General features: G+C 68.2%; 15 protein-coding genes and 1 tRNA gene. 8 read left to right on the top strand and 8 right to left on the bottom strand.

The window, feature by feature from the left end; genetic code table 11:
* Positions 1–30 precede the first annotated feature (30 nt).
* A complete protein-coding gene (locus tag AC3ANX_RS12130; protein ID WP_488333534.1) occupies positions 31–804 on the top strand; it encodes a hypothetical protein in 774 nt (257 codons plus the stop codon).
* Here AC3ANX_RS12130 and AC3ANX_RS12125 read toward each other — a convergent pair.
* The 5 genes from AC3ANX_RS12125 to AC3ANX_RS12105 form a co-directional block, all read right to left on the bottom strand.
* On the bottom strand, positions 801–1,181 hold the full coding sequence (locus AC3ANX_RS12125; protein WP_488333533.1) for a hypothetical protein: 381 nt from the start codon (positions 1,179–1,181) through the stop codon (positions 801–803). The two genes, AC3ANX_RS12130 and AC3ANX_RS12125, sit on opposite strands and share 4 nt — an antisense overlap.
* A 41-nt stretch (positions 1,182–1,222) precedes the next feature.
* Positions 1,223–2,752: a methyl-accepting chemotaxis protein gene (locus AC3ANX_RS12120; RefSeq protein ID WP_488333532.1), complete on the bottom strand. Its 1,530-nt coding sequence runs from the start codon at positions 2,750–2,752 to the stop codon at positions 1,223–1,225.
* 5 nt (positions 2,753–2,757) lie between these two features.
* The gene (locus tag AC3ANX_RS12115; protein ID WP_488333531.1) at positions 2,758–3,066 is read right to left on the bottom strand and encodes a hypothetical protein; all 309 of its coding nucleotides are present in this window, start codon (positions 3,064–3,066) and stop codon (positions 2,758–2,760) included.
* A gap of 114 nt (positions 3,067–3,180) precedes the next feature.
* Positions 3,181–3,642, bottom strand: coding sequence for a Holliday junction resolvase RuvX (gene ruvX, locus AC3ANX_RS12110; protein ID WP_488333530.1), 462 nt, complete (start codon positions 3,640–3,642; stop codon positions 3,181–3,183).
* Positions 3,643–3,675: 33 nt separating this feature from the next.
* Entirely contained in the window at positions 3,676–4,776 is a 1,101-nt protein-coding gene (locus tag AC3ANX_RS12105) for a DUF3089 domain-containing protein (protein WP_488333529.1), read from the bottom strand.
* Between the two features lie 138 nt (positions 4,777–4,914).
* Between AC3ANX_RS12105 and gatC the strand changes: the two genes are divergently transcribed.
* From gatC to AC3ANX_RS12080, 5 genes are all read left to right on the top strand, one after another.
* Positions 4,915–5,202, top strand: coding sequence for an Asp-tRNA(Asn)/Glu-tRNA(Gln) amidotransferase subunit GatC (gene gatC, locus AC3ANX_RS12100; RefSeq protein ID WP_488336940.1), 288 nt, complete (start codon positions 4,915–4,917; stop codon positions 5,200–5,202).
* 112 nt (positions 5,203–5,314) lie between these two features.
* Positions 5,315–6,799, top strand: coding sequence for an Asp-tRNA(Asn)/Glu-tRNA(Gln) amidotransferase subunit GatA (gene gatA, locus AC3ANX_RS12095; RefSeq protein WP_488333528.1), 1,485 nt, complete (start codon positions 5,315–5,317; stop codon positions 6,797–6,799).
* Between the two features lie 82 nt (positions 6,800–6,881).
* Complete coding sequence (gatB, locus tag AC3ANX_RS12090) at positions 6,882–8,354, top strand: Asp-tRNA(Asn)/Glu-tRNA(Gln) amidotransferase subunit GatB (protein WP_488333527.1); 1,473 nt, start codon at positions 6,882–6,884, stop codon at positions 8,352–8,354.
* Positions 8,351–8,995, top strand: coding sequence for a peptidylprolyl isomerase (locus AC3ANX_RS12085; protein ID WP_488333526.1), 645 nt, complete (start codon positions 8,351–8,353; stop codon positions 8,993–8,995). Before gatB ends, AC3ANX_RS12085 begins: the two co-directional genes overlap by 4 nt.
* Positions 8,992–9,615, top strand: coding sequence for a hypothetical protein (locus AC3ANX_RS12080; protein ID WP_488333525.1), 624 nt, complete (start codon positions 8,992–8,994; stop codon positions 9,613–9,615). The genes AC3ANX_RS12085 and AC3ANX_RS12080 overlap by 4 nt, the downstream gene beginning before the upstream one ends.
* A 41-nt stretch (positions 9,616–9,656) precedes the next feature.
* On the opposite strand, the gene AC3ANX_RS12075 is transcribed toward AC3ANX_RS12080, so the two are convergent.
* Together AC3ANX_RS12075 and AC3ANX_RS12070 are read right to left on the bottom strand one after the other, a co-directional pair.
* Entirely contained in the window at positions 9,657–9,860 is a 204-nt protein-coding gene (locus tag AC3ANX_RS12075) for a hypothetical protein (RefSeq protein WP_488333524.1), read from the bottom strand.
* On the bottom strand, positions 9,857–10,033 hold the full coding sequence (locus AC3ANX_RS12070) for a hypothetical protein (protein ID WP_488333523.1): 177 nt from the start codon (positions 10,031–10,033) through the stop codon (positions 9,857–9,859). Before AC3ANX_RS12070 ends, AC3ANX_RS12075 begins: the two co-directional genes overlap by 4 nt.
* A 121-nt stretch (positions 10,034–10,154) precedes the next feature.
* On the opposite strand from AC3ANX_RS12070, the gene AC3ANX_RS12065 reads away from it, so the two are divergent.
* Together AC3ANX_RS12065 and tig are read left to right on the top strand one after the other, a co-directional pair.
* Positions 10,155–10,239: transfer RNA gene (locus tag AC3ANX_RS12065), tRNA-Leu, on the top strand.
* Positions 10,240–10,298: 59 nt separating this feature from the next.
* Positions 10,299–11,960, top strand: a complete 1,662-nt coding sequence (gene tig, locus AC3ANX_RS12060) for a trigger factor (RefSeq protein ID WP_488333522.1) — start codon at positions 10,299–10,301, stop codon at positions 11,958–11,960.
* A gap of 100 nt (positions 11,961–12,060) precedes the next feature.
* On the opposite strand, the gene AC3ANX_RS12055 is transcribed toward tig, so the two are convergent.
* On the bottom strand, positions 12,061–13,542 hold the full coding sequence (locus tag AC3ANX_RS12055; RefSeq protein WP_488333521.1) for a hypothetical protein: 1,482 nt from the start codon (positions 13,540–13,542) through the stop codon (positions 12,061–12,063).
* Positions 13,543–13,550 lie beyond the last annotated feature (8 nt).

Here is a 13,550-nt window from a genome sequence, read left to right as displayed (position 1 = left end):
GCGCGCGTTCAACGGAGCTTGGGGGCAGTGTTGAAGCACAACGAGGCAAATCTCTCTTTCGCGCTGATGACGGTGGTGATCGTCATCCTCGCGCATGCGGTGGCGTATCTGACGCATGAATATTCCCACAGCTTCACCGCCTGGGCGCTCGGCTATATGCCGAACCCGCTCGCGCTCGACTATGGCGAGTTCACCCCTGCGAATGTGGTGCTGCTGTCGCATGTCGGCGACAATGTTCCTTACGATTCCATCCTGGCGGGCGGGCACGGTCTTGCCGTTACGGTGATCGCGCTCGCGGGTCCGTATGTCGGCAATGCGCTGTTCTACATCGTCCTGTGTGCGGTCGCCGGGCGGTTGCGCGAACGCGGCGTCATGGCGTCCTTCGTCTACTGGCTGATGGTGATGTGCGTCGGCAACGTGTGGAGCTACGTGCCGATCCGCGCGATCACGACGCATGCCGACATCGCTATCGCCGCGAGCGGCCTGCATATCGGCGTTTGGACGCTGTTCCCGTTCCTGTTCGTGCCGTCGCTGATCCTGGTCGGGCACTTTTTCGTCCGCACCTGCCCATCGTCGATCCCGGCGATCGCGTCGCATCGGCCGGCGCGGATCGCCTTGATCGCCGCGGTGACGGCGACCTGGTTCTTCACCTTCTTCGGTGGGCTCGGCCTTTACGGCAGCTATGGCGCCGTCTCGGAAGCCTTTTCCGTCGTGTCGGCGATGCTGCTCATGCCGCTTGCGGTGATGTGGCTTTGGGAACGGTGCGTGCCAGCGCGGGCGGACGCGGACGAGCGCCCGCTCTAGCGCGACCGGCGATAGCCGCCATACCGGCTGCTCTCGAACGACACGGTCGCCCCTGCATTATCCCCGAGCGGGATGTCGGCGACGCCGTAAGCGCCACGCGTGCCGTTCGAGCCGACCATCACGCCGACCTCGCCGTGGATGTTGCGCAGCAGGCCACCCGACTCGCCCGTTTCACCACGCGCGGCGGCGGCGTTGCTCACGGTGTTGCTATCGAGGATGGCGTTGCGCTCCTCGTCGCTCAGGCGAACGGTATCGCCAGGTGGCGGCGGCGCGGGTTGCGCGGCCGGCGTATCGGTCGTCTGCGCGAAGCACGCGGGGGACCAGCAGGCGGTGACGAGGACGAGCGCGCGAACAGGCGAAAGCAGCGAACGGATCATCAATCCGCCTTACGCGCATTCGGCCGATCGCGACAGCCGGGTCAGGCCGCCTTCAACTGCGCCACGAACCGTTCGGTCGCCTGTTGCAGATCCTGCGCGGTGCCCGACAGGATCGTCGCCGCGCTGGAGACGCGCGCGGACAAAGTTTCGGTGTTGTTGACCACCGCCGCGACATCGCTGATCTGCTGTACCATCTGGCTCGCGCCGACGGCGGTGTCATAGGCGGTCGCCTCGATCAGCCGGGCGGTGCCGCGTTGCGCGTCGACGGCGGCGCGGATCGCCTTGGCGGTCTGCGCCAGCGCGCCGACGGTCGACGCGATTTCGCGCAACGCGCCGTTGGCGATATCCGCCCCGCCGATCACCGAACCGGCGAGGGTGCGAATCTCCTCGGTCGCGCCCGATGCCTGGCCGGCGAGCTGCTTCACCTCCTGCGCGACCACCGCGAAGCCGCGCCCGGCGTCGCCGACGCGCGCCGCCTCCATCGCCGCGTTGAGCGCGAGCAGGTTGGTGCGTCCCGCGATCTCGCTGATCGACCCGGCGAAACCGGCGATCGCGCTCGATCGCTGCGCCAGCGCGATCACCGCCTGATGCCCCGAATCTGAGATGGACGCGGCGTCGCCGCTCAGGCTCGCCTGATGGTCGACCGTGCTGGCGATCGCGCCGATCGAACCGGTAAGATCCTTGATGCGCGAGGCGAGCAGTTGCGCGGTCTCGGACGATTGCGTGGCGACGAGCGCGGTGTCCGACGTTCCGCGGCTCGCGCGGCGGGCGAGATCGTTGAGCGACCGCGCCGAGCCTTCGAGTTCGGTCGACGCGGCGCCGACCGCATGGACGATCTCCGACACGGAGGCATGGAACGCGTTGGCGAGCGTGTGCATCTCGGCGCGGCGGCGGTCGGCGGCGGCGGCTTCGATCGCTTCGCGCCGCCCGCGCTCGGCGGCTTCGCCGGCCTCGGCAGCGCGCGCGGCGGCCATCGCCGCCTCGGTCTCGCGACTGCGGGAGATCGCTTCCGCAGCGAGCCGCTCGCTCTCCTGCTTGCCCTCGGCCTGGTGGACGAGCAGGCCGCGCAGCTTGACGGTGACATAGCTCAGCACCGCGCATTGCAGCACGACCGCGACCCCGTGGATCAGGACCCGATCGAGATTGCCCGTCCCGGTAAAAACCCACGCGGGCGCGACATATTCGAGCAGCAGGTGATGCACCGCGATCAGCCCGGCGGCGAGCGCGATCGGCTTCCAGTCGCACAGCACGGTCAATCCCGCGAGCGCGACGAAGAAGTACATATGCCCGTCCATCTGCCACGGATGGCCGCCGAGCAGATACACGCCCAGCGCAGGCTGCACCGCCGCCAGCGTGCCAACCAGCATCCGCGCAGCCTCGTCGGTTCGGCCGCGGATCGCCATCAGCGTCGGCGCGACGTTCGAGAGCGCGGAGAGAATCACGACCACATGCGTCGTGTCAGCGCGCAGCATCAGCCCAACGAACAGCAGCGCGACTGTGCTGGCAAGTCCCGTCACCGCCAGGATCTCCATGCCGCGCAGACGCAGCCGGTCGAGTTCGATAACGTCCATTCCGGTCACGCCCGTGTCTCCGCGTTCGCCCCGCACAGCGCGGGCGGCGCGGCGAGGATCAGCACGCCGCTGCCGCCGAACGCCGCCGCCAGCCGCCGTCGCTCACCCACGACGATGAGCGAGCCGCGCACCGGACCGGTCGCGATCAACGCCGCCCCGCCGGCCAGCGCCAGCGGCGTGAGGCGCAGCGCGGCGGCATCAGTCAGCGGCAGGACGATCATCTTGCCGGTGGCGGGCGGATAGAAGGCGAGCACCGACAACGCCGCCAAGACGCCAAGGATCTGCGAGGTGACGAGCAGGCGGGAGGACCACATGCCGGCATGGTACGCCCGGCGCGGTTAACGCTGGCTTAGAGAAGCGGCGTGCGGGCCGTGTCGCGCCGCGTGATTCATCGCGTGGATGTAAGACTTTGGTCGAACATGCGAGTCTTAGGGTCGCACCAGCGCGTCGATCGCGCCTTGCAGGATGTAGCTGGCGGCGAGTTTGTCGACGCGTTCGGCACGCTTGGCGCGGCTGATGTCCTCCGCGATCATCTGCCGCTCGACCGCCTGGGTCGACCAGCGTTCGTCCCACAGCAGGATCGGCAGCGCGAGATCGGCGAGGTTGCGCGCAAAGGCGCGGGTGCTCTGCGAACGCGGGCTCTCGGTCCCGTCCAGGTTGATCGGCAGGCCGATGACAAGCCCGGCGACATGCTGCTCGCCGATCAGGGCGACGAGCGCGATCTTGTCGGCGGTGAACTTGGTGCGGCGGATCAGCAGCGCGGGCGAGGCGAAGCTCCAGCCGGCATCGCACAGCGCGGTGCCGATCGTCTTGGTGCCGACGTCCAGCCCGAGCAGCCGGCCGCCGTCGGGAAGGGCGTCGCGAAAGGCGAGACGGTCGGTGGTAATCATCTCCGCCTCCCTAACGCGGGGCAAGGGGGCGGATCAATGCGCCCTGAACGCCTTCAGCCGACGCACGGCATCGGCGCGCACGTTCGCCCAGAACAGGCTGTAATCGTACACATGATAGTTGTTGCCCGGCAGCACGTACCCGCCGAGCCCGACCGGCGGCGCGCCGATCGACAGCAGGCCGCGCCCCACGCACCGCGCGCCGACCCGCCCGGTTGCAATGTCGGCGGTGCTGAGGTCGCTCGACGGGTAGAGCGTGCCGAGATTGGCGCTGGCCGGCGCGGCGGCGTCTGGCGTGCCGGTCAGCGGGTTGGTGCAGATCATCGCGCTGCCCTTGCGGCTCGCGCCGGTGAAGCCGGTCGAGGCATCGTAGGTGTCGAGGATCAGCGAGGGCTCGGCCGGCTCGGCGAAGCTCTGCCACGACAGGATGCAGCCGGACTGATCCGCCGCCTTGCACTCGGGCAGCCCCATCAGCGGCAGATCGGCGGTGCGCGACACCGGCCAGCCGATCACGTACGCGGCGACGATCCGCTTCGCGAGCGGCGTGCCGGCGATCTTCTCGCGCAGCAGCCGCGACAGGTGGAGCGCGCCCTGCGAATGGCCGGCGAGGATGATCGGCCGGTCGCCCGCCTGCGCCACGAACGCGTCGAAAGCGGCAACCACGTCGCGATAGGCGAAATCGAGCGCCTTCTGCGCATTAGCCTGCGTGGTCAGGAACGCGCCGAACGCCGCCTGCCGGTAGCGCGGCGCCCATACCGCGCCGACCTCGTTGAACGCGCTCGCCTGCCCCTTGAGGAAGATCGCAGCGCGCGCGTTCGCCTCGGCGTCATCGAGCGGGGCGTTCCAGTGTGCGCGCGTGAGGTACGACGTCGGGTGGATGAAGAACACCGCCGCCCGCGGATCGGCACCGGCTTTGTAACCGGCGGGCGCCCATAGCGCCGGGTTGCCCGGCTTGTCGGGCCGCGCCAGCCACATCTTCGCATCGGCATAGGACGGCGGAGGCGAGGGCGCATCGACGCTGCCACCCGGCACCAGCGCCATGCGCATCAGCAGATTGGGGAAATAGTTGAAGGCGAAGCCGCCCGCGACCGTCAGCATGATGAGGACGGCAAACGCATACAGAAACTTCCGTGCCATGAGGGCGTAGTGCTCCGTTGTGCAGTGCAGCATCGCCGCCGTGGCGCGCAAGTGCCGAATGGTTGGCCCAAGCCTGCGCGGAGTGCAATCGCCGTGGGGAGGTTGATGGTCCGCGCCGGCGATGCTAGCCGCTTGGCCATGTCAGTCGATATCGCCACCGTGAAGAAGATCGCGAGCCTCGCGCGCATCGCCATCTCCGAGGAAGACGCCGCCCGGCTTGCGCCGGAACTGGACAACATCATGGGTTGGATCGAGCAACTCGGCGAGGTCGACACCGCCGACGTCGCGCCGATGACCGCCGTGATCCCCAACCACCTGCGCCTGCGCGACGACGTCGTTACCGACGGCAACGTGCGGGATCTGGTGCTGGCGAATGCGCCGGAGGCCGAGCACGGGTTCTTCACCGTGCCGAAGGTGATCGAATGATGACCGCAAAGCTCGTCGCCCGGGCGCAGGCCGGGGCCGCTGCGTTTCGCACGAGCGGCTCGCCAAATTACACAACGGCCCCGGCCTGCGCCGGGGCGACGGGAACTTTCGCATGACCGACCTTACCGACCTCGGCGTCGCCGCGATCCGCGACGGCGTGCGCGACGGCAGCTTCTCCGCGCGCGACGTGGCGCAGGCGTTCATCGGACGCGTGAGCGCGGCCAAGGCGCTCAACGCCTTCCTGGTCGAGACACCCGACCACGCGCTCGCCGCCGCCGATGCCGCCGATGCGGCAAAGGCTGCGGGCGAGGATCTCAAGCCGCTCGCCGGCGTGCCGATCGGCATGAAGGATCTGTTCTGCACCAAGGGCGTGCCGGCGACTGCCGCCAGCCTGATCCTCGAAGGCTTCACGCCGACCTACGAATCGACCGTGTCGGGCAAGCTGTTCGCGGCGGGCGCGGGGATGCTCGGCAAGCTAAACATGGACCAGTTCGCGATGGGCTCGTCCAATGAGACCTCGGCGTTCGGCAACGTCATCTCGCCGTGGCGCAGGAACGACGGCGGCAATGCGGCGCTCGCGCCGGGTGGTTCGTCGGGCGGTTCGTCCTCGGCGATCGCGGCGCGGCTGTGCCCGGCGGCGACCGGCACCGATACCGGCGGCTCGATTCGCCAGCCCGCCGCCTTCACCGGCATCGCCGGCATCAAGCCGACCTATGGCCGCTGCTCGCGCTGGGGCGTGGTGGCGTTCGCGTCGTCGCTCGATCAGGCCGGGCCGATGGCGCGCGACGTGCGCGACTGCGCGATCATGCTGGAGGCGATGACTGGCTTCGATGCGAAGGACGCGACCTCGCTCGATCTGCCGGTGCCAAAGTGGGAAGCGGGTCTCTCGCCCGATCTCAAGGGCAAGACGATCGGCATCCCCAAGGAATACCGCGTCGACAGCATGCCGCCTGAGATCGACGCGCTGTGGCAGCAGGGCATCCAGTGGATGCGCGATGCCGGCGCGGAGATCGTCGAGGTGTCGCTGCCGCACACCAAATACGCGCTGCCGGCCTATTACATCATCGCGCCCGCCGAGGCGTCATCGAACCTCGCGCGCTACGACGGCGTGCGCTTCGGCCTGCGCGATCTGCCCGAGGGCGCCAACCTTCAGGATATGTACGCCGCCACCCGCGCCGCCGGTTTCGGCGACGAGGTCAAGCGCCGCATCATGATCGGCACCTATGTGCTGTCGGCCGGTTTCTACGACGCGTATTTCACGCAGGCTTCCAAGGTCCGCACGCTGATCGCACGCGATTTTGAACAGGCGTTCGAGAAGTGCGATTACCTGCTGACGCCGACCGCACCGTCGGCCGCCTTCGCGCTCGGCGAGAAGCAGGCCGATCCGATCGCGATGTACCTCAACGACGTGTTCACCGTGCCCGCCTCGCTCGCCGGCCTGCCGGCGATGAGCGTGCCGGGTGGCCTCGACGCGCAGGGGTTGCCGCTGGGCTTGCAGATCATCGGCCGACCGCTCGACGAGCAAGGCGTGCTCAACGCCGGACTTGCCATCGAGCAGCGCGCCGGCTTCGTGGCGCGGCCTGAGGCTTGGTGGTAATCAGGCGCCGCTGAGCTTCAGCGGGCCTGAGTGATTTTTGGCTGGACGGTCGCGCAAGACACCAGCCCAGCGGATGATGACCATGACGGAATCCACCTACACGATCACAGGCGAAACCGGCGAGTGGGAGGTCGTGGTCGGCCTCGAAGTCCATGCGCAGGTTACTTCCAACGCCAAGCTGTTCTCCGGCGCGGCCACCGCGTTCGGCGCGGAGCCGAACACGCAGGTCAGCCTGGTCGATGCGGCGATGCCTGGCATGTTGCCGGTGCCCAACCGCGAGTGCATCCGTCAGGCGGTTCGCACCGGCATGGCGATCGACGCCAAGATCAACAAATGGTCGCGGTTCGACCGGAAAAACTACTTCTACGCCGATCTGCCGCAGGGCTATCAGATCAGCCAGCTCTATCACCCGATCGTCGGCGAGGGTTCGCTCGACATCAACCTCGACGACAAGAACCCGGAAGGCAGCGTCAAGACGATCGGCATCGAGCGCATCCACGTCGAGCAGGATGCCGGCAAGCTGATGCATGACCAGCATCCGACGCGATCCTATGTCGATCTCAACCGCTCGGGTGTCGCGCTGATGGAGATCGTCTCCAAGCCCGACATGCGCTCGCCGCAGGAGGCGGGCGCGTATCTCGCCAAGCTGCGCTCTATCCTGCGCTATGTCGGATCGTGCGACGGCAATATGGATCAGGGCTCGATGCGCGCCGACGTCAACGTCTCGGTGCGCAAGCCCGGCGCGGAATTCGGCACCCGCACCGAGACGAAGAACGTCAATTCGGTGCGCTTCGTAATGGCGGTGGTCGAGCAGGAGGCCAAGCGTCAGGTCGAGGTGATCGAATCCGGCGGCCGCATCGTGCAGGAAACCCGCCTGTACGATCCCGATCGCAACGAGACGCGTTCGATGCGCTCGAAGGAAGATGCGCACGATTACCGCTACTTCCCCGATCCCGATCTGCTGCCGCTCGAACTCGACGATGCGTTCCTCGAGGAATGCCGCGCGAGCCTGCCCGAACTGCCAGACGCCAAGCGCAAGCGCTACGAGGCGGGTGGCATCACGCCGTATCAGGCAGCGGTGCTGACGGCGGAAGTCGAGGCGGCGCGCTGGTTCGATGCGTTGCTGGAGGCGGGCGCCAAGCCGGTCGCGGCGGCGAACTGGACGACCTCGGAGCTGTTCGGCGCGCTCAACCGTACCGGCAAGAGCATCGAGACCTCTCCCGTCAGCCCCACACAGGCGGCGGAACTGCTTGGCCTCGTGGCGGACGGCACGCTGTCGGGCACGCTCGCCAAGCAGGTGTTCGAGATCATGCTCGAAACCGGGCAGGGCGCGGGCGCGATCGTCGAGGAACGCGGGCTCAAGCAGACCAGCGACACCGGCGCGATCGAGGCGGTGATCGCCGACGTGCTGGCCAAGAACGCCGACAAGGTTGCGCAGTACAAGGGCGGCAAGGAGGTGCTGTTCGGCTTCTTCGTCGGCCAGACGATGAAGGCGATGGGCGGTAAGGCCAACCCGCAGGTGGTCAACGAATTGCTCAAGACCGCGCTGGCATGATGCGGCGGCTGGTGATCGCCGCGCTGCTGGCAGCGGTCGCGCTGCCTGCGGGCGCGCAGACCTCCGCATCGCCCGCGCCGGTCGCGACCGCGACGCCCGCACCGGCGCTGCCGCGCGTCGCGCTGGAGACGAGCGTCGGCCGCATCGTCATCGAACTGGAGACGGTCAAGGCACCGATCACCGCCGCCAATTTCCTGCGCTATGTCGATGGGAAGAAGCTCGACGGCGTGGTGTTCTACCGCGACGTGAAGGTCGCCGATCAATTCGGCTTCGTCCAGTTCGGCACCGACGGCGACGCCAAACGCACGCTGCCGCCGATCAAGCACGAGCCGACCACGCTGACCGGGCTGCACCACACCGACGGCACGATCTCGGTCGCGCGTCTTGGCCTCGGCACTGCGCGCGGCGATTTCACGATCAGCGTGGGCGATCAGCAACCCTCGCTCGACGCCGGCCACGGCCAGCCCGAGGACGGGCAGGGCTATGCCGCGTTCGGGCGCGTGGTCGAGGGTATGGACGTGGTGGTCAAGATCCTCGACGCCCCCGTCTCGCCGAGCGCAACGCGGCGCGGGGCGTTCCAGGGGCAAGTGCCTGAAACGCCCGTTACCGTGGTCAGCGCGCGGCGGTTGTCGGCGGAGTGACCCTGTCCGGCGTGAAACTGTGTGCGGCTGCCGCGCTCGCGTCGATGCTGACTGCGCCTCCGCATGCCACGCAAACGCCCGCCGTTTCCGGGCCGAAGGAGCATTACGTGCTGGCCGCGGTTCGGGCCGACTTCAAGGCGACGCGCCGTTTGGGCGCGCGCCGGGCCGGGCTGGTCTGCCTGCCGGCGGGCAGCTTCACGTGGCGGGATGCGCGTGCAGGCATGGACAATGCGACCGCCGCCGTAACCACGGCGCTTCGAGACGCTGCGCCGGTACGCGTCGACACCGCGGATGACGGTTTTGTGGAGCCCGCCGCCGCCCCACGCTTCCGGATCGTCGCGACGGTGGCGGACGTGTCGCTGACCGCATGCCAGCGAACGTGGGGCATCGCCGTCTCACTGACGCATCGCCACGCGCTGAGCGGTCACGGGCATGTGCGCGTGATCTGGGATATTCTCGATCGGACGACCCGCTCGAACATCGCCCAGGAGACGGTCGACACCGATTACGAGCTCGCGCCGGATACGGAAGAGGCCGCCGAGGCGCTGGTGCAGGGGTTGAAACGCAACGCCGTGCAGTTCGCGGAGCGACACTGGCCGGACGCTGCTGCACAGCGCTGACGGGCGCGACCTGGGACCGATCACGCCCGCCGATAACGAGCTTACTGCGCGTCGCTGTCCTGATTCTTCACCACGCCGCCGGTGCCGCCGACGCCGTCGGCATCACCCTGGCGCGTGAGCGGATCGGGCTCCTGGCCGCCTTCGCCGCGCTCGACCGCGTCCTTGCGCGCTTCGACGATCTGCTGGATGTCGCTGCGCTCGTCCTTGCGCGGCGGATAGGCGTCGGGCGATTGCGGGGCGTTCATGCGAAATCTCCGAGATCGGTGGGCGAGGCGGGGACGACGCCTGGGTCGCCCGTGGGAAGCGGCGCGGGCACGTCGATGTCGGGCGTCGTCGGTGATACTTCCGGCGGAGCGGTGTCGGGCGATGCGGGCTCGCTCGGCTGCGGGGGCAATTCGGTCGGGGGCGTAGTCGCCATGGGAACTCTCCTTCACCGCACCAAACGAACCGCCCCGCCGCTAAGTTTCACGAAGATGTCAGCACGCTTGCTCCGCCGCCGATCCTTGCTATAGACGCCCCCCACACCGGCGGTGTCCCATGCGGGCGTGGCGGAACTGGTAGACGCAGCAGGTTTAGGTCCTGCCATCGCAAGATGTGGGGGTTCGAGTCCCTTCGCCCGCACCAGGACCCGCCGAGCGTGAGGGGCGCCGCGATCCTGATTCGCGAAGAGGCCCGAGAGACCCATGCAGACTGTCGAAACGCTCAACGAGGGGCTGAAGCGCGCCTACACCCTCACCATTACGGCCGCCGAGATCGACTCGAAGGTCGATGCCGAGCTGAAGCGTGTCGCCCCGCAGATCAAGATGCCAGGCTTCCGCCCCGGCAAGGTGCCCGCCAACCTCGTGCGGAAAATGCACGGCCCGGCGCTGACGCAGGACGCGCTCAACACCGCGATCCAGGAAGGCATCCAGACGTTGATCGCGGAGCAGCGGCTGCGCCCGGCGATCCAGCCGTCGGTGAGCCTCGACGAGGGTTTCGAGATCGGCAAGGATGCCGAGATCAAGGTCGCGCTCGAAGTGCTGCCCGACGTGCCCGCGCCCTCGATCGACGGTCTCAAGCTGGAGCGCCTGACGGTGCCGGCCGGTGAGGAAGAAGTCGACGCCCAGGTCGCCAAGTTCGCCGAGCAGCAGAAGAAGTGGGACGACGCGGCCGAGGGCCATGAGGCCGCGCAGGGCGATCTCGTCACGGTTGATTTCGTCGGCAAGACCGAGGACGGCGTCGCGTTCGAGGGCGGCACCGGCACCGACATGGGCGTCGAGATCGGCTCGGGCCGCCTGATCCCCGGTTTCGAGGATCAGCTCGTCGGCGTGAAGGTGGGCGAGGATCGCGTGCTCAACGTGACCTTCCCGGCGGACTATCCGGCCGAGAACCTCGCCGGCAAGCCCGCCACGTTCGAGATTACCGCCAAGAAGGTGCAGACCCCGGGCGAGACCGTGATCGACGACACGCTCGCCACCTCGCTCGGCCTCGAAAGCCTCGAGCAGCTCAAGGGCTTGCTCAAGGGCCAGATCGAGCAGGAGCTGAACGGCCTGACGCGCACGCACATGAAGCGCAAGCTGCTCGACCAGCTCGCCGAGGGGCATGACTTCGAAGTGCCGCCGACGATGGTCGAGGCCGAGTTCAACCAGATCTGGCAGCAGCTCCAGCACGAAGCGACGCACGAGGCCGATCCGGCCGCCGCGCTCGAGGAGATGGAGAAGGAGCGCGACGATTACCGCGCGATCGCGGAACGCCGCGTGCGGCTCGGCCTGCTCCTGTCGGAGATCGGTCAGGCGAACGGCGTCGAGGTGACGCAGCAGGAAATGAACCGTCTGATCGCGCAGGCCGCGCAGCAGTACGGCCCCGAGGATCGCCAGCGCTTCCTCCAGTACGTCCAGCAGGAGCCGATGGCGGCCGCCCAGCTTCGTGCGCCGCTGTACGAGGACAAGGTCGTCGACTTCCTGTTCGAGAAGGCCGAGATCACCGACCGCGAAGTGACGCGCGAGGAGCTTCAGGCCGCGATCGAGAGCGAGGACGGTTTCGCCAGCGGCACGCACATGCATAGCCATGACCACGATCATGACCATGAAGGCCACGATCATGGCGACCATGACCACGATCATGATCATGCCGGTCACGACCATGCGCACGATCACGACGCGGCTGCCGAGGTGAAGGCGGACGATTCGGCGGACACGGCTTCGGCCGAGCCGGTCGCTGCCGAGCCGGTCAAGAAGGCCGCGACCAAGAAGGCGCCCGCGAAGAAGAAGGCGGCCGAGCCGGTCGAGGGTCAGGACGGCGAGGCGGCTCCGTCCGAGCCGAAGAAGCCGGCGAAGAAGGCTGCGGCGAAGAAGACCGAAGCCTGATCGGCTGAGATCGCGGGGGGCGGCTTCGCTCCCCGCCAGCAAAAAGCCCGGCGTGCCAAAGGCGCGCCGGGCTTTTTCGTGTCTGCCCTGAAGGCCTGCGTCAGGCGGCGGTGGGCGTGCGCCGCACCCGGTCGCCGAGGATCACCAGCAGCGCGAACACCGGCAGCACCCAGATCAGCCGCGCCTCGTACCGGTGGTGCGGGGTCGACAGGCAGCCGAACAGCACCGCGTTGACCAGCATCAGCACGATAGCGCCACCCGCATACCAGCGCGCATAGGCCAGTCGCGCGACGACGAAGGTCGCGAGCAGCACCAGCACCGACAACGCGGTGATCGGCCACACCAGCGCCGAAACCAGCCCCGTCGGCATCATATCGTTGGCGGCAGCGGTCTGCGCGATCTCCGCGCGCATCTGGGGCGGCAGGTTCTGGTGGAGATCGTGGATCTGCGAGGCCGAGTAATTGAACTCGGGCAGTTGTGCCATGCCGACCTGGCTCAGCGTATCGCGCACGAAAGCCGTCACGGTGCCGACCGGATCATGCGTCAGCACGGCAAGCGCGAAGCGGGTCTGCTCGGCGGACAGCGCGCGTTGTGCGCCCGGGGAGGCCGGGCTGAACACGCCGGTCTTGCTCCACAGGAAGTCGTCGCTGCCCTGCGGCAGGCGCTGGCGGAACTTGCACAGCACGAACCCGCTCTGCGGGCAGGTGGCGTTGACATAGTCCATCCCCGGCCCATCGGCGACCAGCCGGGCGGTGAGGAACGGGATACGCACCGGGGGGCGTCCGGTCGATCGCTCGACAAGCCCGACGAACGCCGCCTCGCTGCCGATGCCGACGAACGCGGCGGCTGCCAGCATCACCATCGCAGGCAGCGCGCGGCGCCGCCGCAACAGTGCCATCAGCGCGCACAGCCCTGCCGCCGCCAGCATCACCAGGATGATCGCCGAGTGCGACACGACCCCGAACACGATCACCGCGCCCCAGCCGATCCGCGCCGCGCCGGATTCGCGCGCCCAGCCGACCGCCAGCACCAGCGCCGCCACCGACGCGCAGGCGCCTACCGCATCGGGCATCAGGAAGCAGGCGAAGTATGGCAGCGGCGTGATCGCCGTAAGCGCGATCGCTGCCACGGCGGCGGCCACGAACCGGCGATCGGCGGGATCGACGAAGTGCCGCACCACCCCGACGATCACCGCCGCCGACAGCAGCGCCTGCACGACGATCGGCAGCCACAGGCTGTGCAGCAGGATGCCGAGGTACAGGAACAGCCCGAAGTAGATCGAGCGCCCCAAGGTCATCGGCGCGCCGTGGCTGTCGGCGGGGTAGGGCGAGGCGATGTCGGGCAGGTCGCTCGCGGGTGGTTTCGCGGCGGCGGCGGTGACGGTCGCGTCCTTCGCGTCGCCGAGGTGCGACCATTCGTTGTCGACGTGCAGCGGCTTGTTGAGCGCCGAGGCCGCCTCGTAGATGTACGAGAAGCTGTCGGAGAAATAGAACGGCCCGCGATTGAGGATGGCGGGCCAGAGCAGGATCAGGCCGAAGATGGGTATAAAGAGCCGTACGCCGGTCAGGCGGGTGATCTTCATCGCATGCA

The sequence above is a fragment of the Sphingomonas sp. BRN-1R genome (genome assembly GCF_057748035.1).
The sequence above is the reverse complement of the archived record's forward strand: the minus strand, read 5'-3'. Positions and strand labels throughout refer to the sequence as shown.

Bases quoted from the DNA above. Each gene is read 5' to 3' on its own strand.
- AC3ANX_RS12120 (WP_488333532.1), bottom strand. From the start codon at position 2,752: ATGGACGTTATCGAACTCGACCGGCTGCGTCTGCGCGGCATGGAGATC.
- AC3ANX_RS12115 (WP_488333531.1), bottom strand. From the start codon at position 3,066: ATGTGGTCCTCCCGCCTGCTCGTCACCTCGCAGATCCTTGGCGTCTTG.
- AC3ANX_RS12085 (WP_488333526.1), top strand. From the start codon at position 8,351: ATGATGCGGCGGCTGGTGATCGCCGCGCTGCTGGCAGCGGTCGCGCTG.
- AC3ANX_RS12070 (WP_488333523.1), bottom strand. From the start codon at position 10,033: ATGGCGACTACGCCCCCGACCGAATTGCCCCCGCAGCCGAGCGAGCCC.
- AC3ANX_RS12055 (WP_488333521.1), bottom strand. From the start codon at position 13,542: ATGAAGATCACCCGCCTGACCGGCGTACGGCTCTTTATACCCATCTTC.
- AC3ANX_RS12105 (WP_488333529.1), bottom strand. From the start codon at position 4,776: ATGGCACGGAAGTTTCTGTATGCGTTTGCCGTCCTCATCATGCTGACG.
- tig (WP_488333522.1), top strand. From the start codon at position 10,299: ATGCAGACTGTCGAAACGCTCAACGAGGGGCTGAAGCGCGCCTACACC.
- AC3ANX_RS12075 (WP_488333524.1), bottom strand. From the start codon at position 9,860: ATGAACGCCCCGCAATCGCCCGACGCCTATCCGCCGCGCAAGGACGAG.
- gatA (WP_488333528.1), top strand. From the start codon at position 5,315: ATGACCGACCTTACCGACCTCGGCGTCGCCGCGATCCGCGACGGCGTG.
- gatB (WP_488333527.1), top strand. From the start codon at position 6,882: ATGACGGAATCCACCTACACGATCACAGGCGAAACCGGCGAGTGGGAG.
- gatC (WP_488336940.1), top strand. From the start codon at position 4,915: ATGTCAGTCGATATCGCCACCGTGAAGAAGATCGCGAGCCTCGCGCGC.
- AC3ANX_RS12125 (WP_488333533.1), bottom strand. From the start codon at position 1,181: ATGATCCGTTCGCTGCTTTCGCCTGTTCGCGCGCTCGTCCTCGTCACC.
- ruvX (WP_488333530.1), bottom strand. From the start codon at position 3,642: ATGATTACCACCGACCGTCTCGCCTTTCGCGACGCCCTTCCCGACGGC.